General features: G+C 56.8%; 15 protein-coding genes and 3 pseudogenes. 12 read left to right on the forward strand and 6 right to left on the reverse strand.

The window, feature by feature from the left end; all coding sequences use genetic code 11:
• The first annotated feature begins 136 nt into the window (after positions 1-136).
• The 6 genes from LOY35_RS11455 (at position 137) to LOY35_RS11480 (ending at position 10,428) form a co-directional block, all read left to right on the forward strand.
• Positions 137-2,710, forward strand: coding sequence for a bifunctional diguanylate cyclase/phosphodiesterase (locus tag LOY35_RS11455; RefSeq protein ID WP_258632571.1), 2,574 nt, complete (start codon positions 137-139; stop codon positions 2,708-2,710).
• A gap of 32 nt (positions 2,711-2,742) precedes the next feature.
• The gene (locus tag LOY35_RS11460; protein ID WP_258633569.1) at positions 2,743-4,374 is read left to right on the forward strand and encodes a methyl-accepting chemotaxis protein; all 1,632 of its coding nucleotides are present in this window, start codon (positions 2,743-2,745) and stop codon (positions 4,372-4,374) included.
• A gap of 288 nt (positions 4,375-4,662) precedes the next feature.
• Positions 4,663-6,591: a TonB-dependent siderophore receptor gene (locus LOY35_RS11465; protein WP_258632573.1), complete on the forward strand. Its 1,929-nt coding sequence runs from the start codon at positions 4,663-4,665 to the stop codon at positions 6,589-6,591.
• On the forward strand, positions 6,588-7,121 hold the full coding sequence (locus LOY35_RS11470; protein WP_258632574.1) for a YfiR family protein: 534 nt from the start codon (positions 6,588-6,590) through the stop codon (positions 7,119-7,121). The genes LOY35_RS11465 and LOY35_RS11470 overlap by 4 nt, the downstream gene beginning before the upstream one ends.
• A gap of 4 nt (positions 7,122-7,125) precedes the next feature.
• Complete coding sequence (locus LOY35_RS11475) at positions 7,126-8,403, forward strand: sensor domain-containing diguanylate cyclase (RefSeq protein WP_258632575.1); 1,278 nt, start codon at positions 7,126-7,128, stop codon at positions 8,401-8,403.
• A gap of 390 nt (positions 8,404-8,793) precedes the next feature.
• Positions 8,794-10,428 carry a methyl-accepting chemotaxis protein gene (locus tag LOY35_RS11480; RefSeq protein WP_258632576.1) on the forward strand — a complete coding sequence of 545 codons (1,635 nt, stop codon included), beginning with the start codon at positions 8,794-8,796 and terminating at the stop codon, positions 10,426-10,428.
• Positions 10,429-10,512: 84 nt separating this feature from the next.
• Here LOY35_RS11480 and LOY35_RS11485 read toward each other — a convergent pair whose 3' ends face one another.
• Complete coding sequence (locus tag LOY35_RS11485) at positions 10,513-11,424, reverse strand: LysR family transcriptional regulator (RefSeq protein WP_258632578.1); 912 nt, start codon at positions 11,422-11,424, stop codon at positions 10,513-10,515.
• Between the two features lie 108 nt (positions 11,425-11,532).
• On the opposite strand from LOY35_RS11485, the pseudogene LOY35_RS11490 reads away from it, so the two are divergent.
• The 5 genes and pseudogenes from LOY35_RS11490 (at position 11,533) to LOY35_RS11510 (ending at position 17,381) form a co-directional block, all read left to right on the forward strand.
• A pseudogene (locus tag LOY35_RS11490) lies at positions 11,533-12,857 on the forward strand (NAD(P)/FAD-dependent oxidoreductase).
• A 47-nt stretch (positions 12,858-12,904) separates the two neighbouring features.
• Positions 12,905-13,825: a GNAT family N-acetyltransferase gene (locus LOY35_RS11495; protein WP_258632580.1), complete on the forward strand. Its 921-nt coding sequence runs from the start codon at positions 12,905-12,907 to the stop codon at positions 13,823-13,825.
• A gap of 35 nt (positions 13,826-13,860) precedes the next feature.
• The gene (locus LOY35_RS11500) at positions 13,861-15,138 is read left to right on the forward strand and encodes an FAD-binding oxidoreductase (protein WP_258632582.1); all 1,278 of its coding nucleotides are present in this window, start codon (positions 13,861-13,863) and stop codon (positions 15,136-15,138) included.
• A 282-nt stretch (positions 15,139-15,420) separates the two neighbouring features.
• Positions 15,421-15,507: pseudogene (locus tag LOY35_RS11505) on the forward strand (haloacid dehalogenase type II); the annotation flags it as partial.
• 244 nt (positions 15,508-15,751) lie between these two features.
• A pseudogene (locus tag LOY35_RS11510) lies at positions 15,752-17,381 on the forward strand (ABC transporter substrate-binding protein).
• Between the two features lie 249 nt (positions 17,382-17,630).
• Here LOY35_RS11510 and LOY35_RS11515 read toward each other — a convergent pair.
• From LOY35_RS11515 to LOY35_RS11525, 3 genes are all read right to left on the reverse strand, one after another.
• Positions 17,631-18,335, reverse strand: a complete 705-nt coding sequence (locus LOY35_RS11515; protein ID WP_258632584.1) for an OmpW family protein — start codon at positions 18,333-18,335, stop codon at positions 17,631-17,633.
• A 192-nt stretch (positions 18,336-18,527) separates the two neighbouring features.
• On the reverse strand, positions 18,528-19,301 hold the full coding sequence (locus LOY35_RS11520; protein WP_258632586.1) for an SDR family oxidoreductase: 774 nt from the start codon (positions 19,299-19,301) through the stop codon (positions 18,528-18,530).
• 89 nt (positions 19,302-19,390) lie between these two features.
• On the reverse strand, positions 19,391-20,302 hold the full coding sequence (locus tag LOY35_RS11525; RefSeq protein WP_258632588.1) for an alpha/beta hydrolase: 912 nt from the start codon (positions 20,300-20,302) through the stop codon (positions 19,391-19,393).
• On the opposite strand from LOY35_RS11525, the gene LOY35_RS11530 reads away from it, so the two are divergent.
• Positions 20,294-21,001, forward strand: a complete 708-nt coding sequence (locus tag LOY35_RS11530; RefSeq protein ID WP_258632590.1) for a TetR/AcrR family transcriptional regulator — start codon at positions 20,294-20,296, stop codon at positions 20,999-21,001. The genes LOY35_RS11525 and LOY35_RS11530 overlap by 9 nt on opposite strands.
• A 78-nt stretch (positions 21,002-21,079) precedes the next feature.
• Here the strand turns inward: LOY35_RS11530 and LOY35_RS11535 are convergent, their stop codons facing one another.
• Together LOY35_RS11535 and LOY35_RS11540 are read right to left on the reverse strand one after the other, a co-directional pair.
• Positions 21,080-21,910 carry an AraC family transcriptional regulator gene (locus LOY35_RS11535; protein WP_258632591.1) on the reverse strand — a complete coding sequence of 277 codons (831 nt, stop codon included), beginning with the start codon at positions 21,908-21,910 and terminating at the stop codon, positions 21,080-21,082.
• Complete coding sequence (locus tag LOY35_RS11540; protein ID WP_258632593.1) at positions 21,910-22,458, reverse strand: YbhB/YbcL family Raf kinase inhibitor-like protein; 549 nt, start codon at positions 22,456-22,458, stop codon at positions 21,910-21,912. The genes LOY35_RS11535 and LOY35_RS11540 overlap by 1 nt, the downstream gene beginning before the upstream one ends.
• Positions 22,459-22,534: the final 76 nt, after the last annotated feature.

Genomic DNA, 22,534 nt, shown 5'->3' on the forward strand with positions numbered 1-22,534 from the left:
GCAAGGATTTCCATGCAATGAATAACCGGGTGCTATCCGATATGCACCAACGAGTCTGGGCGCCCCGATCAGGTGGCCCTATGCGCAAAAGGACCAACCGCAACGACTCTCTCACCGACAAAACCAGGTGGCGAGTATGAATAACAATCTACCTCCTTCGAGCCTGCTCACCCCGACGCCTTGCACCGAGCGAACGCAGACTCGCTTCTACGCTGAGTGTTTGAAGTGCACCGCTGACAGTCAGGCCTTTCGCACGCTGGCCGAGAATACGCCGGATTCTATTGCCCGCTATGATCGCCAGGCTCTGCGTACTTACGCCACCCCGGCTTTTGCCCGTATAGCCGGAGTCTCCCCTGTGTCCCTGCTCGGCAAAAAACCCAGCGACGCTTCCAGCGTTCCCGAAATGCTTGCCTATGAGGCGACTCTGCTGGAGGTGGTACACAGTGGCCAACCCGCCGACTATGAGTTGTCCTGGACAGGTGCAAACGGCCCGATTACCAGCCAGATACGCCTCGTTCCGGAGCTGGGGGCCGACGGTGAAGTCGTCAGCGTACTGGCCGTGGGCCGTGATATCACCCAGCTACGGCGCGCCGAGCAGGAACTGCGGGTCAGGGAGCAGGAGTTTCGCACCCTGGTGGAGAATTCGCCGGATGTCATTGTCCGCTATGACCGTGAGGGCCGGCGCATCTACATCAATCCCGCCTACGAGCGGGTGTATGGGCTCGCGCGCAGCGAAGTCATCGGCACCCCCATTACTTACAAGTCCCCTCTGCCTGTCGACGTGACGAGTCGCTATCACCGGTGCATCTTGAATGTCCTGCTGGGTGGCCAGCCCGACTCAGAGGAAGCCATCTGGACCAACGCCAACGGTGAACAGACTGCCTTGCATATCCAAATGGTGCCTGAGTTCGACCAGCACGGGCAGGTCACCAGCGTGCTTACCATCGCCCGCAACATATCCGCGCTCAAGGCAACCGAGCAGCGTCTTGAGCAGGCCGAAGCCATGGCTCGCCTCGGCCACTGGCAATTGGATTATCGCCTTGGCGCCTTGCGGCTATCGGCGGAACTCTGTCGTATGGCCGGCAAACCTCGCAATTGGTGTCCGACCCAGAGTGAACTCCTCTCCATGCTCCTGCTCAAGGATCGCGGACGCATCCTTGATCGTCTCTGCCAAGCCTCCTTCGAGCGCAGCACCTCTCTAACGTTGGAGTACTGCATCGTGGTGGACGGGCGGCAATTGCATTTGCATTCCGATATGAGTATCGAATACGACGCCGACGGTAAGCCGCTGCATGCGCTGGGTACGGTCCAGGATATCAGTGAACTGAAAGCCTATCGGGAGCGGATGCACGCGCTGGCCTTTTATGATGGCCTGACCGAACTGCCTAATCGCGAACTTTTTAAAGAGCGCCTGCAACAAGCGTTGGTCGAGGCCGAGCGCAGTGGCGGCCAAGTCGTGGTGTCGGTTCTCGACCTCGATAACTTCAAGGTGGTGAACGATACCTTGGGGCACGGCGCTGGGGATGAATTGTTGCGCGAAGCCGCCAGCCGCTTGCGGCGTCTGGTGTGCGGTAACGATACCGTGGCACGCCTGGGCGGTGATGAGTTCGCGCTGATTCTCACCAAACTCACCGACACTGCCGACTTGGACAGCCAGGGCAAACGAATCCTGCAGGCCATTACGGGTATTTACCGGATCCAGGGTCGGGAAGTTTTCGTATCCGGTAGCCTCGGTATCGCCCGCAGTCCGGTAGACGCTGACAGCATCGCCGAACTCCTGCAGTACGCCGATTCGGCCATGTATCACGCCAAAGCCCGCGGGCGAAACAATGTGCAGCTCTATACGCCGCGCCTGACCCAACAGACCATGGAGCGTCAGGCACTGGCAGCGAGCTTGCGCCATGCGCAGCGTAACGGTGAACTGACGTTGCATTATCAGCCACAGATAGATTTGGCCAGCGGCCGCCTGATCGGCGCTGAAGCCCTGTTACGCTGGAACCATCCGCAACACGGGCAAGTGCCTCCGGACAAGTTCATTCCGATTGCCGAGGAAACCGGACTGATTGTTGGTATTGGCGAATGGGTTCTGGAAACGGCCTGTCGTTTTGCCGTCACCTTGAATTGTGAGGGGCGGTGCCCACCGCTGAAAATAGCCGTCAATCTGTCGCCGCGACAGTTCCAGATGAATGACCTGCTTAGCTCAATCCGCGCCATCGCGCAGAACACCGGCTGCGAGCCAGCCTGGTTGGAACTGGAAATCACTGAAGGCTTGCTGCTGGATGATAGCGTCGTCGTGCGCGAAACCCTTAAAGAACTGAACACCATGGGTTTCTCCATTGCCATCGACGATTTCGGTACCGGTTATTCGGCGCTCGGCTACCTGAATCGCTTTCCCATCGAAACCCTGAAGATAGACCGCTCTTTTATTCGCGACATCGAACACAACCGCGAAAGCGCCGAGCTAGTCAAGGCGATCATCTCCATGGCTAACAATTTGCGCTTGTCGCTGGTAGCCGAAGGCGTCGAAGAGACCTCTCAGCAAGCATTCCTGCAGAGTCATGGTTGCCAAAGTGCACAGGGTTGGCTGTATGGAAAAGCCATGCCACAGGTGGATTTCGAAGAACTGTCGTTATTAAGGCCAGCGAACTGTGACTGGCGGGTAAGTCATGGCGTGGCCGTGTCTGCGGCTGACATCACGTACCGCCCATGAAGTTACTTCACCCATGTGAGTCTCTCCCCAAGATGAAATTTTTTCGCAATATGCCTGTTACGCGTCGGCTGTGGATAGTCCTCCTGCTCGCCATGACCATGCTCCTTGCAATCAGCTTGTTCTTGTTGCGGCAGATCTACATAGAGCAGCACGACGCAAAGGCAGGGAAGACCCGGCAGGTGGTTGAAGCCACCATGAGCGTTCTCAGGCATTTCCATGACCTGGAAAAGAACGGCATGCTGAGCCGTGAAGATGCGCAGAAACAAGCCCTCGCCGTGGTCCGCGCAATGCGGTACGACGGGGATAACTACCTATGGGTCAACAATCTTGAAGTGAAGATGCTCATGCATCCGGACATCAAGCTCGAAGGCCAGGACCTCTCTGACTTCAAGGACCCGGATGGCAGGACTCCGTTCATCGACATGGTGGCGATCGCAAAAAGCCAGGGCGGTGGCCTGGTGCGTTACCGGTGGCTTAAACCAGGTTCCAGTGAGCCAGTTGAAAAAGTCTCTTACGTCGAACTGTTCCAGCCTTGGGGTTGGGTACTCGGTTCAGGAACCTACTTTGACGACGTGCAAGCTGCATTCCGTGTACAGCTTTGGAAAGCGGCCGGTGTGTTCCTGACGATCAGCTTGATCCTCAGCATCCTGCTCATTCTGATCAGTAGAAGCATTACAGGGCCGTTGAATGAAACGGTGCGGGCCATGGCTGATATAGCCAGCGGGGAGGGCGATCTGACGCGCCAACTGGACGCCCGGGGCCATGATGAATTGTCGGCACTGGCGGGGCACTTCAACGCCTTCACCGAGAAGTTGCGCCATGTGGTGGGGCAATCCTTGCAAGCTGCCAAGGCGCTGGATGAGGCATCCGCCGCACTTAATGGTATCGCCAGCGAAGGTCAGGGGTACAGCGAGCAGCAGACACAGCAAATGGACTTGGTGGTGACGGCCGTCAATGAAGTCACCTACGCCGTTCAGGGGGTCGCGACGAATGCCGAACAGGCTGCCAGCGAAGTACGTGACGCCGATGAGCGCGCCCGGCAGGGACAAAACAGCATTGGCAATTGCGCACGGCAAGTGGGACACCTGTCTGGAACCATCCAGCAAGCCGTGGAGGTCATTCGGACGCTGGCGCAGGAAAGCACGCGCATCGGCAGTGTCATTGAAGTGATCCGCGCGATCGCAGAACAGACCAACCTGCTTGCCCTCAATGCTGCCATCGAAGCGGCGCGGGCAGGGGATCAGGGACGCGGTTTTGCCGTCGTGGCGGATGAGGTGCGGATGTTAGCCCAGCGTACCCAACAGTCCACCACGGAAATCCAGGACATGATCGAAACCCTGCAGCGCAATTCGGAAGCCGCCGTCGCTGTGATCGATGAAAGCAGCCAAGGCTCACAACTGACCCTTGAGCAAGCCAACCTGGCGAGCATCAGCCTGGATCAGATCAGCCAATCCTTGCGCAACCTGACAAGCCTGAATGCCTCCATCGCCAGCGCTACGTTGCAGCAATCCCACGCGGTCGAAGACATCAACCAAAACGTCACTCAGGCGGCCGGTCTAGCGCAGGACAACACCCAAGCCTGTGAGCGAACCAACGCAGCCAGCCAGAACCTGCGGCAGTTGGCCGACCAATTGAATCGGTTACTGGGACAATTCCGGGTTTGAGCGATGCGTTGGGCTGCAATCGTTGTCGGCGTCGGCAACCTGCCCCAAAGGTGTAGGCGTCCCCCTACCGCATTATCAGGCGATATCGATAGTGTTGCCCTTGAAAGGGTGGCACTTTGAAATCGCTCCTTGCGCCACTGAGCACTTCTTCGTGGCAGGTCAGGCAGCAACGGATTTCCAGCACTCAGAATAAAAAAGCCTGGCACTGCAAACGTCGTCCCCTTTGAAGCGAGAGCGATCCGAACGCAGCGACTTCGGTGCCAAGGCCGAGAGAGTCATACCCAGATCATGCCATCCCAGTCCGTTGTCCTGCCATCAACCCGATACGCTTTGCGAAGCGTCCGTCTGTGCGTTTGTGTTTCCGGGTTCTGGCTGCTGTCACGCGTGGTTTGCGCCGAGGATCTGACCAATCTCCCTTTCGAACAATTGCTGGAAACCGAGGTCGTCGGGGCGTCGCAACTCTCTCAGCAACTGACCGACGCGCCATCTGCCGTTTCGGTGGTCACGGCCGAGGATATACGTCGCTTTGGTTACCGGACGCTCGCCGAAATCCTGAACAACATGCGGGGCTTGAACATAAGCTTCGACGGGATTTATTACTTCCCGGGTGGGCGTGGTTACGGGATGCCTGGCGAATACGCCGGACGCGTCATGCTCCGTATCGACGGCCTACCGGTCGCCGACAATATCTTCAACCAGATATATCTCGGTGAGGATGGCGTGCTCGACACTGAAATGATCGAGCGGGTCGAGTACGCACCTGGGCCCGGAGCCGCGCTGTACGGCAATAATGCATTTCTCGGCGTGATCAACGTTGTGACCAAGCGAGGCCGCGATTTGAACGGCGGCCAGTTGGCCATGACGACCGGCTCCAACCAGGATCGTAAAGTACGCGCCAGTTGGGGCGAGCGTCTGGACAACGGTGGCGAATGGCTGGTCTCGGCTTCGGCGTCCCAGGCAGATCTGCCTGATATCCATTACGGCGATGACGTCCTGGGCGATGAATTGAATGGACAACGACTGTTCATCAAGGGATCGCAGGGTGTATGGAGCTTTGAAGGTGCGTTCGCAGAGCGCAATCAGCGAGAGTTGACGAGCCTCTTCGATTCCAGATCGGACTTCTCCGATCGGAACTCTTTCTGGACGCTGGGCAACGATACCGACCACGGTAGCTATCGCTCCTCCATCCGTCTCTCCCATGGTAGCTATCTGTACCGAAACGCCTTTCGTGAAGCCGTCGAAGGCCAGCGTGATTTCACTGAGGACACCCGAGTCGACGGGCAATGGTGGAATCTGGAGGGCACCGTCAGCAGCGTAGCCTTCACCGGCCATCGTTTGGTGCTGGGTAGCGAATACCGCAATGATTATCGGCAGGATCAAGAAACTCGGCGGTATTTTCCCAGTAGCGACGAATATGAAGACAGCCTGGATCAGGGTTCAGCGCAGACCTTCAGCCTTTTTGCTCAAGATGAGGTCGCGCTTGCGGATGATCTGAGTTTGAACCTGGGGCTGCGTGTCGACCGGCGTAGCAGCAAGGACACGGCGGTGCATGGCGCCCCCCGTATCGCCCTGATTTATACCGGTCTGGCAGACACCACCCTGTCTCTTTCCCATGGCAGTGCGATCCGATTCGCAAGTCGCAACGAAGTGACCGCTCAGGACGTTCCCTCCGTCGAGTCGGAACGTGTCACCACCACCGAGTTCGTTGCCGATTATCGCCCCGGAGATTTCCGTGTGCTGGGTAGCCTCTATCGCTACCGCATTACAGACCCCATCCGACGCTTTTCTGACCCGACACTGGAATGGATCGACACCCTTGGAGCGGAGCTCGAAGCGCAATGGCAATGGCGGCGTGTTCAACTACGGGCAAGCCATACCCTGCAGCGCACTCAGGACAATCTCGACCGCCCTCTGGTCAATTCGCCGCGTCACTTGAGCAAGCTGCAGGCATCGGTTCCCCTGGCCGGAGAACATCTGCGGGCGAGCCTCGCCGCCCGCTATGTGGGCAAGCGACTGACAACACCGCAAGAGAGCGCGTCTGGCTATGGGATCGCCGACCTTACCCTTACGAGCGAGGCGGTGCTGCCAGGTATCACTGTCACCGCCGCGGTGCGTAATCTCTTCGACCGCCGCTACCGGGACGCGTCGCTCTTCGAGGGACAGGTCGAGCGCGGCGAGCGCACCCTGTGGTTGGGTCTGGAGTATGCGTTCCAATGAGGGCTATCGGTCTACTCCTGCTGGTCCTCGCCGCCTGGTATGTGCCTATCCAGCCGTTATTGGCCGACACAGCGGTGGATGAGCGCGCGATGAAGGTTGCTTATATCTATAACTTCACGCTCTTCGCACATTGGCCTTCGTTGTCTGATGTTGACTTCCAACTCTGCATACTCGGCAATACACCTCTGGTTGAGGAACTCTCTCGGCTCAAGGGCAAGCCTGCCCAAAATGGTCTACCGATCGCCATACGGTGGATTATGCCCAACGCTTCGTTCGCGGGCTGTCAGGTGCTCTATATCGATGAACACAACCGCCGGACTCTCGACGCCTTGCTTCAGCAGCTTGCCACCGCGCCGGTCCTGACTATCACGGACGCGACCGGTTTTTCCGACCGGGGCATCATGATCGAAATGCGCAGGCAGGGTTCGCGTATCGTTTTCGATGTGAACGTGGCGGCAGCGCGACGCGTGAACCTGGACTTCAGTTCCAGCTTCCTCAAACTCGCCAGTTTCGTGGCTGACAGGTCCTGAGCTTATGCATACTTTGCCCTTCAAGGATCGGCCTCTACGTGACAAGCTCACCCACACCGGATTTTTATTGACTGCTACGGCCATGGCTTTCCTGCTGTTGACCCTGCTGGCCTACCAACTGGTCGTGCAACGCCACGCATTGGCAGAAGGCGTCAGAGTCCATGCGATGGTGATCGGCAGCAATGGTTCCGCGGCGATCATGTTTCGCAACGCACGGGAAGCGCAAGAAACGCTCGATTCTCTTAAACATATCCCGGACATTACCTGGGCTGCGTTCCTATTGCCTGATGGACAGGCGCTAGCCACCTATCAGCGAGGGACCTTGGAGGCAGGTGTGAATCAGGCGGCGAGCGAACATATCGGTTGGACCTCATTACTCGTGCGCCAGCCGATTGTGCTCCACGGCCAGCACATCGGCTGTGTCGCAGTGCGGGCGAGCCTGGCCTCGCTGTACCGTCGCCTCGCATTGCAGTCTGTCTTCGGAGGGCTCGCGGCCGTCCTGACACTATGCTTGTCCCTCGTACTCTCGCGTCGAATGGCCTCCAGCATCGTGAAACCGTTGTTGAGCCTGGTACAACTGACCGAGCAGGTAACCGCCAAGCGGGATTTCAGCCTGCGCGCGACCATGTACGGCAGCGACGAGGCTGGTCGTCTCGCCCGTAGCTTCAATGACTTGATGGCGCAGCTTGAGTGGCACGACGCGCGAACCAGCGCCGAACTGCAACAGCGCCGGTTGGCTGAGCAGCAACTCAACAAATTAGCCTACTACGATCCTGTCACCGGCCTGCATAACCGGCACTACTTCAAGGAGAAGCTCGAAACCGCGGTGACCGAGGTGTTGCGCTATGGCACGTCCTGCGCGGTGCTTTTCATCGACCTGGACGATTTCAAAATTGTTAACGACACACTCGGCCACGAGGCTGGGGATAAATTATTGACCCTCGTCGCCGAACGATTGCGCGATACGTTACGCAGCAACGATGTGGTGTGCCGGATTGGCGGTGATGAGTTTGCGGTGATCCTGGAAAGTCGGGTCAATGCTACTCAGGCCACCCAGGTCGCGGCGAACATCGTCGGCGCGCTGTCCAGTCCTTTTGACATTGAGGATCATCGGATAAACATCGGCGCAAGCCTTGGCATCAGCCTGTGCCCCGATCATGCCTCAGACACCAGCAACCTCCTGCGCAATGCGGACATGGCGATGTATCACGCCAAAGGTTGCGGCAAGAACAATTTTTATTTGTACGCGCCGGAAATGGAAAGCAGCTCGGTCAGCCGCTGATATTCAGCGGTTACCCACCCCCACAACATAGGGGACGCCCTACCTGAGAGTCAGCCGTTTCCCATAGTTGTCACGAGGGGCTACGCTCATACTGGATACCGTGATTGAGCCCGGTTTGTGGCCCGCCTGCGCGGGCGTCATCAACTTGAGACTCAAGCCCTCACCCTTCAATGAAATGGGCCGATTGGGCCAGGCGAATCATAAAGCCAGGATAGCTGGCCTCAAGAGAGACCACGTCCACGCAGGTCCGGTGTTCGTGCAGCAACCGTGTCCTCATTTGGCCTCTCTTGATCATACGAAAGCGGTTCTCACGGATAGGCAGGACTTTCGGCGGTTCGCCCCAGTGTTTCTTCCCGTTCAGCTATTCGCGAGCACGCACCAGGAATCGTAATGATGAATTTGAATGTCAGCACCCGGTTAGGTTTTGGTTTTGCCTTTATTTTAGTGCTGTCGACCGCGCTAACATGGCTGGCAACCTCTCAAGTGACCTATATCAAAAATACCCTTTCCGGCATCAACGACGTTAATAACGTCAAAGCCCGTTATGCGATTAACTTCCGAGGTAGCGTGCATGACCGGGCGATTGTATTGCGCGATACATTGCTGATCGCAGACAACACGCAAATCCCGCCAGAGCTGGCGAAAATCAAAAAACTCTCGGAAGATTATGCCGCCTCGGCGGAAAAGCTGGATCGAATGTTTGCGAGCCGGGATGACATCACCTCTGAAGAGCGAGGTGCACTGGCCAAGATCAAGGCCATTGAGGCGAAAACTCTGCCACTGATCGGGCGCGTGATAGAACTGCGCCTGAATGATCAGGCGCCCCAGGCTCTGGAGCTGTTGCTGACCCAGGCTCGTCCGGCTTTCGTGGAATGGTTGTACCTGATCAACCAACTGATCGATCTGGAAGAGGGCATGAGCAAACAGGCTGCCAGTCAAGCTTACGCGGTGGCCAGTGAGTTCAGTCTTGTCATGTGGGGGGCAACCATCGCGCTCATTATCTTGGGAAGTGGTGTGGCTTGGGTATTGGCTCGCAGCTTCTTGAAACCGCTGACCCGTGCGCTGGCGATGGCTGAGTCGGTCGCGGTGGGTAACCTGACCTCGACACAGGAAGTTGACGGGACGGACGAGCCGGCGCGTTTGCTCAAGGCCTTGGAACGTATGCAGCAGAGCCTGCGTAACACGATCAACAGTATTTATGTGTCCGCCGACCATCTGTCACATACCTCCGAAGATATGAAAACCCTTTCCGAGCAGAGCTCGGTGGGCCTGAACCGGCAGAACCAGGAAATCGAGCAGGCTGCGAGCGCGGTGACGCAAATGACCGCAGCCGTGGAAGAAGTGGCCCGTAATGCACTCCTGGCCTCGCAGGCTTCAGGCGTCGCCAGCAGCTCTTCGAAACAAGGCCGGGAAATGGTGGTAGCGACCGTCAGCGCGATTCAGCAAATGATCGAAGAAGTTCAGAAGACCTCGACACAGGTCGGCGAACTCGCCCGAAAAAGCCAGGATATCGGAAGGGTGCTGGAAGTCATCCGCTCAATTGCCGAGCAGACCAATCTGCTGGCTTTGAACGCCGCCATCGAAGCGGCTCGCGCGGGTGATGCCGGTCGTGGATTTGCGGTGGTTGCCGACGAGGTGCGAGGCCTGGCTCATCGCACCCAGCAATCGACCTTGGAAATCGAAGACATGGTCACGGGTATCCGTGGCGATATTGATGACTCTGTGCAACTGATGAAGGGTTGCACGCAAAAAGCGGACGGTACACTCGATGTCGCGCGTTCAGCAGGCGGAGCCCTGGATGAAATTGCCCATGCCGTAGAGCAGATACTGGAACGCAATCACACCATTGCCAGCGCGATGCAGCAGCAAGCGGTGGTGGCTCGCGAGGTGGACCACAATCTACTGAATATCAAAGACTTTTCCGTCGGTTCCCGGGAGGTCGCAGCTAAGGCATTCACCACCACGAACGAACTCAACCAAGTAGTCAACGACTTACGTGAAACGATGAAAAGTTTCGTTCTCTAGGCGAGGTAGCATACCCCTTGAAACCGACGTCGCCTGCGCAGGGAAGGGGCGAAAGGGGGCCAACGCCATGGAAGCCTGTATCGGCTACCGATGTTGTCGCCAAGGTACTGGATTGAGCGACAACTGGAGCAACGACAGAAACGCGGTCGTGCGTGCGCTGCGACCGTGCCGTGACCCGAGCATTGCAACCACATCGGCTGCCGGTGCTTGCCATTCTGGTAGCACGGTACACAGTCGGCCCTGCTGCAGGTCGCTGGCAACGTTCCATTCCGAGCGAATGGCGATGCCCATGCCGGCCAATGCCCAGTCTCGAACAACGGCACCGTCATTGCTCCACATCACCGGATGAATGCGCACCGTCGCGGGGCTGCGGCCCGGGGCGCGGAACCGCCAGAGCGTTACATCTTCATCGTTCTCACGCACCACCAGGCAGCGCTGCCTGGCGAGATCCGCGGGCGTTTCGATAGGGCCTGACTGTGCGAGGTATTCAGGGCTCGCGCAAAGGATGCGCCGATTCGACGCCAGCGTGATCATGACCTGGCCGGGTGGCCCGGGTGGGCCGATATGAATCACCACATCGCAGGTTTCGATTTGCCGGGCGCCAGGATGGTCGGATAACTCCAGCGAGACCGTCACGTTCTCGTGCCTGCGAATGAAGTCCTGCACCACTGGCGCTACGTGGAGCCTACCGAACCCATGTGGGGCCGCGACCCGCAGGTGACCGCTGACATTTCCGGTCCTGTCGGCCAGGGCTTCGGACAATGCTTCGAGCGTGTCGGCCACCGTTCGTCCATGAGCTGCGACCAGGGTACCGGCTTCGGTCAGGCTGGAGCGCCGGCCCGTGCGGTCGAGCAGCCGAACCCCCGCACGCGCCTCAAGTGCTTGCAGGCGTTGGGTGATGGCGGGCGGTGTGACATTCAGTTTACGTGCGGCTTCGGCCAGGGAGCTCGAGCTCGCCAGCACATTGAAAAAGTCCAGATCTTCAGAAGTAATCATTAAGGCAGAGCTTAATGATTAATTTATAAATCGTAAATTGCTAAATTATGTTACGCCGGTAAATATTTGAAGTACGCCAATACATCGAATTTGACGGATAAACTGAAAATGCCTGCTCCTTTATTTCCGATAGAGACTTCTCCAGATTTCCCCACAGAAGCTGATGTGGTTGTGATTGGCGGTGGCATTATCGGCACTTTTGCCGCCTATTACCTGGCTAAGCGCGGCATGAAGGTCGTTTTGGTAGAGAAGGGCCGCATCGGCGCCGAACAATCGAGTCGAAACTGGGGTTGGTGCCGGCAGCAAAATCGAGACGCCCGGGAGCTGCCAATGGCGACACAAAGCCTTGGGCTGTGGCAGCAGTTCGCCACGCAAACGGGTGAGCAAACGGGATTCAAGCGGTGCGGCTTGCTCTATCTCAGTAACAACGAGAAGGAGCTCGCCGGCTGGGCGCGCTGGGGTGAATTTGCACGCACCGTTGATGTAAAGACCTGCATGCTGACCGCGCAGCAAGCCACTGAGCGCGGCAAGGTGACCGGCAAACATTGGAAGGGTGGGGTTTTGCACCCACTGATGGTATTGCTGACCCGCCTCGTGCGGCCCCTGCGGTCGCTCGCGCCATCATGGCCCTGGGTGGCACCGTGCATCAGGGCTGCGCGGCGCGCGGCATCGAAGCTGAAGGTGGCCGATTGTCCTCGGTCATCACTGAGAATGGCACCATCCGCACCCGGCTCGCCGTGCTCGCAGGTGGCGCTTGGGCATCCTCGTTTTGCCGTCAGTATGGCATTCGGTTTCCCCAGGCCACTATTCGTCAGACAGTGATGTCGATTTCACCTCTGGGGCAGAAATTACCGAGTGCGCTTCACACGTCGGATGTCTCCATGACCCGCCGTTTCGATGGTGGCTATACCTTGGCTATCAGCGGCCGGGGCCGTGTTGACCTCACACCACAACTACTGGGTTTCGCCCCGCAGTTCCTGCCGATGTTTCAAAGAAGATGGCGCAACCTGGCACCTGGTGGCCTGGAGGGTATTCGCTCAGGTCACGAAGGCTGGAAGCGCTGGCGTCTGGACCAACCGACGCCGATGGAGCGGATGCGAATTCTCGATCCGAAGGTGGACGCCTCGGCTGTCGAGCTGACTTACAAACGCGCGGTGGAGCTGATCCCGATGCTCAAGACGTCATCGGCCAGCGCAGCCTGGGCCGGTTTTGTGGACAGTACGCCGGACGGTGTCCCGGGTATTGGCGAAATGGCCAACCTTCCTGGCCTGGTACTGGCCGCCGGGTTCAGTGGGCATGGCTTCGGCATTGCGCCGGGAGCGGGTCATTTGATCGCCGACATTGTCAGTGGGACCGACCCCATAGTCGATCCTCGGCCCTATCATCCGGACCGCTTCCAGGCTTCGGCCTGGGGCAAGGTTGCGGATTTCTGATCGTCTGGTTTCTACCCCCTTAATCTGAGTCAAGAGGCATCGTCCTTATGTCGAAGTTCTCCGATCAAAACGCCAGTCCAGTGGTCCAGTCGCCGCTTGGTTTGCCTGCGCAAGCAGCCACCGGAGCGCTGCGCCTTACGCGGCTACGTACCGATCACTTACCGCTCGCCGTAGGCCTTTCGCGTGCATTGGGCTGGCCGTACCGGGAAGAAGACTGGCGCTTCGCATTCGACCTGGGGGCCGGATTCGCGGTGGAAGCTGAAAGTCGTCTGGTGGCCACGGGATTGTGGTGGCCGCAGGGCGTGACCCACGCTTCGGTGGGCATGATTATCGTCGACCCGCAAATGCAGGGTAGGGGTATCGGTCGAGCATTGATGGATGCGTTGTTGCAGCAGGCGGGTGAGCGAACGGTGCTCCTCAATTCCACCCAAGAGGGGCTTGCGCTCTATACGCAGCTGGGATTCGTTGCCCATAGCCAGATTAATCAACATCAGGCGCTGCTGGAACCTGAACCGCACCGTTCGCCTCGTTCCCAAGACGTTCGCCTATTACAGGCCGCAGACGAGAAGCCGCTGCGACAGTTGGATCTGGATGCCACCGCAAGGGATCGGACCGCGCTGCTGGATGCGTTGTTGGAGAGCGCAAACGTCATGGTTGTCGATTGCGGGGCAGGTGTGTCGGCTTACGCATGCGTGCGGGAGTTCGGGCATGGCGTGGTCATCGGCCCGGTCATTGCCAAAGGCCCGCATGCTATGACGGATGCCATGTCCCTTATCGCCGCACTCGCTGACAACCATCGAGGTCGATTCGTGCGCATAGACGTCACCGAAGAAAGCGGCCTATCGCAATGGCTAACCGAGTTGGGTTTGCCCTGCGTTGGCCATGCACGGCCCATGGTTCGCGGTCTTCAGCCGCGCGCTGGAACTGACGCGCGTCTATTTGCCCTTTCAAACCAGTCGATCGGTTGATGCAGCCACTCACCCTGAGATGATGGATATCCTTTATGAAGATGAAGCCTTATTGGCTTGATACCGCCCCCAAGTTTGCATCTGGCGAACGTGAAGCGCCGCGTGGCGAGGTTGATGTGGCGGTGGTCGGTGCCGGCTTTACCGGTTTGTCTGCGGCAATAGCCTTGGCTAAAAAGGGCGCGAGCGTTGCCGTATTCGAGGCCGGTCTTGTCGCTAATGCAGCCTCCGGTCGCAACGGCGGGATGTGCAACAACGGTTTTGCCCAAGACTATTATGCTTTGTCGACTGCTATCGGTCGGGAACGGGCCAACATGCTTTATCACGCGTTCGACGCAGGCGTCAGCAAAGTGGAGTCGCTGATCGCGGAGGAGGGCATCGAGTGTGATTTCAAGCGTGTCGGCAAACTCAAGCTCGCGGCCAAGCCTGAACACTACGACAAACTGGCCCGATCACAGGCACTCATGGCGAAGGAATGTGATCCTGACACCCACATGCTGACTCGTGAGCAGTTGAGCAGCGAGATCGGTTCAGACCGATATTTCGGCGGCCTGGTCTTCAGCAAAAGTGCCGGGATGCATGTCGGCCGTTATGGCCAAGGCTTGGCAGAGGCTGCGGTCCGGCATGGCGTACGCATCTATGAAAACGCCCCCGTCCTAGGCCTCTCGCGCCAGACAGGCACGGTGCACCAGGTCAAGACACCCCGTGGCGAAGTGCGTGCCCGCCAGGTGCTGTTGGCCACCGGCACATCCGCAGTGGGGCCGTTGGCATGGTTCCGCCGACGCATCGTGCCGGTGGGCGCCTTTATCATCGTCACAGAGCCATTGTCAGTCGAGATGCTTGATCGCCTGGTCCCGCGTCGACGCATGACTACCGATACGAAAAACTTCGTCAACTACTTTCGAGTCACGCCGGACAACCGTTTACTGTTCGGCGGGCGTGCGCGCTTCGCGGCCTCCAACCCCACATCGGACATGAAGAGTGGCGTCATCCTGCAGAAATCGCTGATCGAGGTCTTCCCGCAACTGAGCGGTACGCGCATCGATTATTGCTGGGGTGGCATGGTCGATATGACCCGTAATCGCCTGCCCCATGCCGGTGAGCACAACGGGCTGTTCTACTCGATGGGTTACAGCGGCCACGGAACGCATATGGCGACTTATATGGGCGCAATCATGGCCGAGGTACTCGATGGTCGTGCAGACCTCAACCCTTGGCGAGATTTCACTTGGCCTGCCATCCCGGGGCATTTTGGAACGCCGTGGTTTCTTCCGTTGGTGGGCGCTTATTACCGATTCCAGGACCTGGTGCGTTAAGCGGGTGCGCCGACACGGGCAATAGGCAACGCCGTTGCTGCGATAAAAACACTCAGAAAAAGCGCATCGAAAAGAGGGCGTACCCGAGCGCGGTGCGCTCCGCAAACTCTGCTGAGAGTGGACTTGACGACGGTAGATTGTGCCGCGCGGGGCGCTAATTTAACCAGCTTTGGATGGTGTAGTGGTGCTGTAATAATTTTTGGTACAGCAGTGCACTCGTGCTCGGAAAGCTGTATCTGTTCGATACATCATGCCCTTAACCGTGATACGGGACGGCACTCAATGAGCTTTCTTCGACCCAAATACATTACGTTCGACTGCTACTGCACGTTGACCAACTTCCACATGGGCACCCTGACGCGTGAGCTGTCACGAGCAGCCGGGCAATGCCTGTTACAACTCCCGGAAGATCCGTGACATCGGTGGGTTGGCAGAGCTGGTTGGCCTCTGATTGTAGACGGTCGTGAGAGGTTAGACCGGGGCGGTCCATAGGCGCCCATTGTCGGCGCTACGCTGTTTGCTTTGATGTTGGCTTCACCGTCGTTCGCGTTTTGCAAGACGTTCCGGTTAACCGGAGCACTTCATACTTCTCCATTCGACAGGTACACCTGACATGACTGACATCAAGGTTGACTCCTCACTGATCAGCGGCCAAGAAAGCCTACGCGTCTTCGAAAGCCTCAATCGTGGTATTTCCCGTCGTAGCGCCTTGCAGATGCTGGGGGTCGCCGGTATCGCCGCCGCAGGGACCGGCAGTCTATTCGGCGCTGCCGGCAAGCTCCTCGCTGATGAAGGTGCTGCCCCCGCAAAAGGCAAGCCGGGCGGGCGAATCCGCGTCGCCGGCATGAACAGTTCCACCGCCGATACCCTGGACCCTGCCAAGGGATCCGGGTCTACCGACTATACGCGGCAGTTCATGTTTTATAACGGCCTGACCCGTTTTGACAGCCATATGGTGCCGCAACTGGAGCTGGCCGAGCGTTTCGATACGACCGATGCCACGCTCTGGGTGATCACCTTGCGCAAAGAGGTGACGTTTCACAACGGCAAGCCTCTTACCGCCGCCGACGTGGTGTTTTCGCTATTGCGCCACAAGGACCCCGTCACCGGCTCCAAGGTCCTGCCGCTGGCAGAGCAGTTCACCGAGGTCAAGGCGACGGGCCCCACCGAAGTACAGATCCGCCTCAGCGGCCCCAATGCCGAGTTGCCGTCGATTCTTGCTGTATCGCACTTCCTGATCGTTCCCGAAGGCACTACCGACTTTAACCAGGGAATCGGTACTGGGCCGTTCAAGGTCAGGGAGTTCAAGCCAGGTGTGCGCTCCATTGCTGTGCGCAACACTAACTACTGGAAGCCGGGTTTGCCGTACCTGGATGAAATTGAATTCATCGGAATTGCCGACGAACCCTCTAGGATCAACGCGTTGCTGTCGGGCGATGTGCAGATCACCAACGAAGTCAATCCGCGCTCAACGGTACGTATCAAGGCCAGCAGTAAACATCAGGTGGTCGCGGCGCCGTCGGGCAACTACACCGACCTGATCATTCGCCAGGATCAAATGCCGGGTAAAAGCGGGGAATTTACCCTGGCAATGAAATACCTGCTTGATCGTGAGCAGATCAAGTCCGCGGTGTTCCGAGGGTTTGCCGTGGTCGGTAACGATCACCCGATTTCTCCGGGTGCGCGCTACTACAATGTTGACTTGCCACAGACAGCCTACGATCCGGACAAAGCCAAGTTCTTGTTAAAAAAAGCTGGCATGGAGAGCATCACCATGCCGCTAATTGCATCACCGGCCGCCACCGGATCGGTGGACATGGCGGTGCTCCTGCAGCAATCGGCGAAACAGATCGGGCTCAAGTTCGACGTCAATCGCCTACCGAGTGATGGTTATTGGTCCAATCATTGGATGAAACACCCGCTGAGTTTCGGCAACATCAACCCACGGCCGAGTGCCGACGTAATGTTTTCGCAGTTCTTCCAGTCGAGCGCGCCCTGGAACGAATCCGCCTGGAAGAATGAGCAATTTGACCAATTACTGCTGCTTTCCCGCGGTGAAACCGACGACGCAAAACGCGGCAAAATGTATGCAGACACTGGTGCATGGCCACTGCGGAATTGGCATTCCGGTGTTCATCAGCAATATCGATGGCATCGATCAGCGCGTCAAAGGCTACGGCAGCAATCCGCTGGGCGGTTTCATGGGCTTTATGTTCGCCGAGCAAGTCTGGCTGGACGCCTGATTGAGGGCGTCACCGAGAGCGTTGCATGAAGCGAAAGGTTGGCAGCGGGTGATGGCTTGGCTGCGTGCCAGAATCTTGTCCCTGTTCCAACAGGCTGCATCGCGGACTGTGCAGAGACGATACGGTCGTTGATGCACCGCTGGTGGCTTTACCCAGTACAGATCAATCGGCGCAAACACCGATAGATCTGTACTGGACAGGGAGGGGCGAGAAGCGCTTTTGTGGAATATATTTCTGATTTTAGGAGGGCTAAAACTTGTATCCGATCAGCAAACCAAATGCATCAGGATTACTCTCGGCTTGAATAGTTCTTTCAATTCGACCAATGCCCGGTGTTTCAGTAGCGATGGTGGCTTTCGTTTTTATCCAGTAGTGAGAATAGCCGACATCAATTGCCCAGTTGTCATCGAGCGCATACTCCGCGCCCAATTTCATCACGCCACCCCAGCTATTACTGAGCTTGACTGAGCTGGATGTGCCGCCGAAGCCGTTTGTGTAGGCATCGGTCATGTGTTTATCGGTAAAGAAGGTATAGTTTACGCCGGCTCCTAGGTAAGGACGAAATCCATATACCTCTTGAAAACTGTATTTCAAAATCACAGCTGGAAACCAAGCTTTAGCGGTAGCAATTCTACCCAGTGCCTTTGCCGTTCCAGTCGCATCAACTTTCAAGGTTGGAGGTACGCCCCCTTGCAAGACAATAGACCACGGTCCGGATAGTTGGCGTTCGTATACTAATGCCAGGGTTTGAGTGTTGTTGATGCTCGCTGTAATTCCTGGTGGCGTCGTGCCGGGTGGTCCTTCTAAATCACTTGTGCGGGTATGAAAGTGGATGTCAGCGATCCCTAGCTTTACTGTATTCATTGGTTCGTTGATTTCTGCATGGGCTTTCGAGCAGGAAAGCACAAAAAAGAGCAAGGCCGCGGTAATGTTATTTTTATTTATACCGGTCATCGTTATCTCCCAGGCTGAGCGAGGTCAGCCTTTTATTGAGTTTATATTTCTGGAATGGTCAAAAGCATTTAACAGCAGAGGTCAGGAACGAGGGTTCGACGAACGCGATCTGCAAGTCGATATCGTCGGTTGTTTCAAGGTGCAGCGGTTCGCCGCGTCATCATGATTTGGGCGGAAAGTGTCTGAGGGTGGTCAGTAGCCGCTTAGGTGCTTCATCGCAGATCTGCGAAGAGTTTTGGGCAGCAGTTTGTTCAGTGCGCGAAGTAGCCGAGGGCGCCAAGTATCGACCTCCCAGTGAATACGTTTGCGGTTCTGTACGGCTTTCCAGATGGTGGCGCTTACATCATTTGCGTTAAGTCTGATCCCAATGGACTTTACAATTTTTCCGTCTAAGTCTCGCATCATGGGTGTTGCAACAAAATTGGGCATTACATCGCACACGTAAATCCCGTGGCGATCCCATTCGATGTTCATCGCTTCAGTAAAACCCTTCACCCAAAACTTGCTGGCCGAATACGAGACCTCACTGGGCACTCCATATTCTGAACTAAGAGAACATAGGCTGATCATCGTGGGTTGTGAGCTTTTCGCTAAATATTGAAGCGCATGGAAGGCGCCGATGAGTACCCCTTTGACGTTGACGTCGGTTAAGGTGAGATGTTTATCAAGTGAAATGTTCTCAAAGTTATCTATGAAAGCAATGCCTGCATTATTAATAAGTATGTCAATGACGCCGCGGTTTTCGGCGGCAAACTCTTTCAGAATTAACTCGAAGTCATCCGGCCTGGTAACGTCAAGTTGACGGTAAAAATGCTCGCTGCCTAACGTTTTTTTTAATTTTTCCAGGTCTTGTTCGTTTGCGTCGGTGGCGGCAACGCGATACCCCTGCTTGGAAAACATCAATGCAGTTTGTGCGCCGATACCGTTGGCTGCGCCCGTGATGAAGACAGTGGGTTTGTTGTTCATGACTATACCTTCAGGTGGCGTTGCGTAAACGCCAGTGATCAGATTGATTTTGGCGGCTAGTAGTAGGTATTTGTTTCTTGCAGGGGGCTCTATACACTGTTAGAGCATATTGCGTCGCCTGGTACCCTGCGTCTAAGAAATGCAATCTCCTTCTCGATAACTCGCTCAAAGGCTTCCCCGGTATAAATATCGAAGTGACCTTCTTGGCAAATATGAATCTGCGCGTCCGTCGCTTGTCTGGCGTAGTGCAATGTCGGGCCAGCAGGGGCAACGGTATCTGCCTCGCAGATGCAGAATAAAATCGGACATGACAGCTTTGTTGTTTTCTTTCCCGGCCGATAAAACGCGATATTCAAAGCAAAACGAGCTGCGACGTGATTGTTGAAAGGGAAATTGGCTGGCACCAGGCCGAGGTACCCGGATTCGGCGTCCGCGGAAGTCATCAGTGCTGCGGAGCCTTTTGAACCGGCAATTTTGACCTGTATCGGCGCAGAACCAAACATTGAGCAGACCACGTCCGCCACGCCTAGCAGGGTCAATTTAAGCAAGGTCAGCGGATTGACTTTGAAGACAGAGGCCAGGCCGTCAGTGAAAGGACATTGGGCAATGACCGCCGCGATTTTTCCGTCGGCGACGGCGGTATGAATCACATGCCCTCCGCTGAAAGAGGATCCCCACAATATTACCTTTTCCGGATCCAGCTCGTGCCGGGCCCGAGCATAAGAAACGGCTGACAGCCAGTCCTGCTGTTGGCTCGCTATGTCCAGGAGCTGTCGAGGCTCACCTTCGCTCGCCCCGAAGTATCGGTAGTCGAATATCAGGCAGGCATATCCGGCCTCGCAAAATCGTTCGGCAAACGCATCCAGACGCATTTCCCGGACGCCACCAAGACCGTGAGCCATCACGATCACGGGATGCGGGGAGGGCTCTTCAGGCAAATACAGCCAAGCGGCGCAGCTTGCGCCACTGGACGGAAACGAGACATCTAGGCGTTGGATCATGGCGGAGACCTTTTTATTTTTTTTGATGCTATTCCAAAATTGGAATGTATTACAATAATTTCCTTCATGTATACTCGCCCCATGACAAAAAACAGCTTTTCCACACGCACCCAACGAAAGGCCGAAGCCACTCGGCTGGCCATTATCGAACATGCCGAAGCCCTGATTCTGGAGGGTGGAGGAGCAGCTTTGACACTTGACGCCGTTGCTGAACGAGCAGACGTTGCCGTGCAGACCATCTACAACCGAGTGGGTGGAAGATCCGCATTGCTTATGGCGGTGGCTGAAAGAGCCTTCGAGGAAAACAAGGTCTACATGGATGCTGCTTATGCGGCTGCCGGGACGCCTTTAGAGCGACTTCAGAAGGCTGCTGAGGGTTACTTTCAATTCGCTTTTGAGCGCCCCAATGAGTTCCGGCTACTTGCCGATCCTCCCAATGAACCGCAAGCGCTGGCGCGTGTAAGCGAGTTGGTAAGGCACCAAAACAGCAAAATGGAAGCCGTCATTGCCGATGGTATTTGTGACGGATCGATTGATCCGAGCATAGACCCATCTCTCGCCACTACCTCGATGTGGGCGGCAGCCAATGGCGTCCTCAGCTTAATTTGGCGAGCGGACTCAGCTCCGCCAGGCCCAGAAATGATGCAGCGTTTACTGGAGCAATGGATGAGGATCGTGTTGAAAGGCCTCACTTCTTAAGGACGCTGACGATGTCTCGAGTGAGTGTTTCTGCGCGGGGATTTGCGGTGGTCACTTGTTAGAAGTCCCTGTGAATCCTCAAAGCGCGCCACGTCGGTGGCCCCGGACCGCAGTGGGGGGGAAGCCAAACCTGTGACGAAAGCGCACCGCGAACTGCGAGGGCGTTTGATAGCCGACGCAAAGTGCTATTTGCATGACCGTCTGAGGTGACGATTGCAGCAGTTGCAGTGCTAATGTCATACGAGCATCGATCAATAGTGCGCTAAACGTGGTGCTTTCCTCTGCCAGCCTGCGGCGTAGGGTAGCCTCGCTGATTGCAAATGCGGACGCGACAGCGTGGGCGCTCCAGTCATTGGCCAGATCGCTTGCGATGAGCCGCCGGACTTTAACCGCCATTGTCGGCGTGCGCGATTGCTCAAGCCGTCCGCCGTTAACGCCAATCCACACCAGCAGCTCTTGCAAGCGATGCCGAGCGATCAGGGTTGGCACAGTATTGTCTTCCACAGCCTCGATAGCACGCTGGAGTGATGCCGCGAAACTCGCCGTGTCCCGGGTAATGGGGTGAGCATATTGAATGACCGCCAAATGCGCATTGGATTCGGCGGTCGACTCAATCAACGTTTCGTCCCAAACCAGCCAGTGGGCTCGGTAGCTTCCGTCTGGCGCCAGCCGGTTGGTGATATCGAGGGATTGCCCCCCGGCTACCGCTACCGCTTCACCTGGACGAATCAAGTACTCGCCACCCGGCCACCGTACTGTTTTCGAACCCCGCTCAACGTAGATCAAGACGGGGTTTTCAATATACAAACGCTTGAACTCCAGGTTTCCTTGCTGAAGAACGATGCCTGCCGTACCGACCCCAGGTCGATTGGTAATGCGCAGAGCGTCATAAGCGTTCGTTACTGACATCAGCGGCCGCCTTTCACCATGAGCGTGGCTTTGGCAAGCGAGCCACTCGGTACCATGAAGCCAAGCATTGCCGGTGTGACCGTTGCCGGCAACTCCAATTTCTCGGCTTTCATGGCGTATACGGTGATCACGTAGTTATGCGTCTGCCCTTCAGGCGGGCAAGCACCGAGATAGCCGGGCATACCAGTGTCGCCCCGAACTTGAAGCGTACCGGCGGGCAGTTTACCACCTGCACTGTCAGCGCCTTCCTTCAGTTCATTGACCGTTCCGGGCACGTTAGCCAGCACCCAGTGCCACCAGCCAGAGCCCGTAGGCGCATCGGGATCGTACATAGTTACCACAAAACTTTTGGTCCCCTGCGGCGCACCGCTCCAGGATACTTGCGGAGAGAGATTCTTGCCGCTGCAACCGAATACATTGGCGAATTGGTTCTGTTGCAGATGCCCGTCCAGGACACTACTGCTCTGCACCTTGAACTCTTGGGCTTGTGCGCCAGCGGCTAGTAACGAAAGCGCAAGCATGCCTGTGGCCATCAATGATTTTTTCATACCGACTCCTCTTGGTTTGGAGGAGCTATTCTGGAGTGCCGCCGGCAATAAGACCGTTTGCTATCGATCGACTTTC

Origin of the sequence: Pseudomonas sp. B21-028 (assembly GCF_024749045.1) — a bacterium.
In the GTDB taxonomy this organism is placed as follows: Bacteria; Pseudomonadota; Gammaproteobacteria; order Pseudomonadales; family Pseudomonadaceae; genus Aquipseudomonas.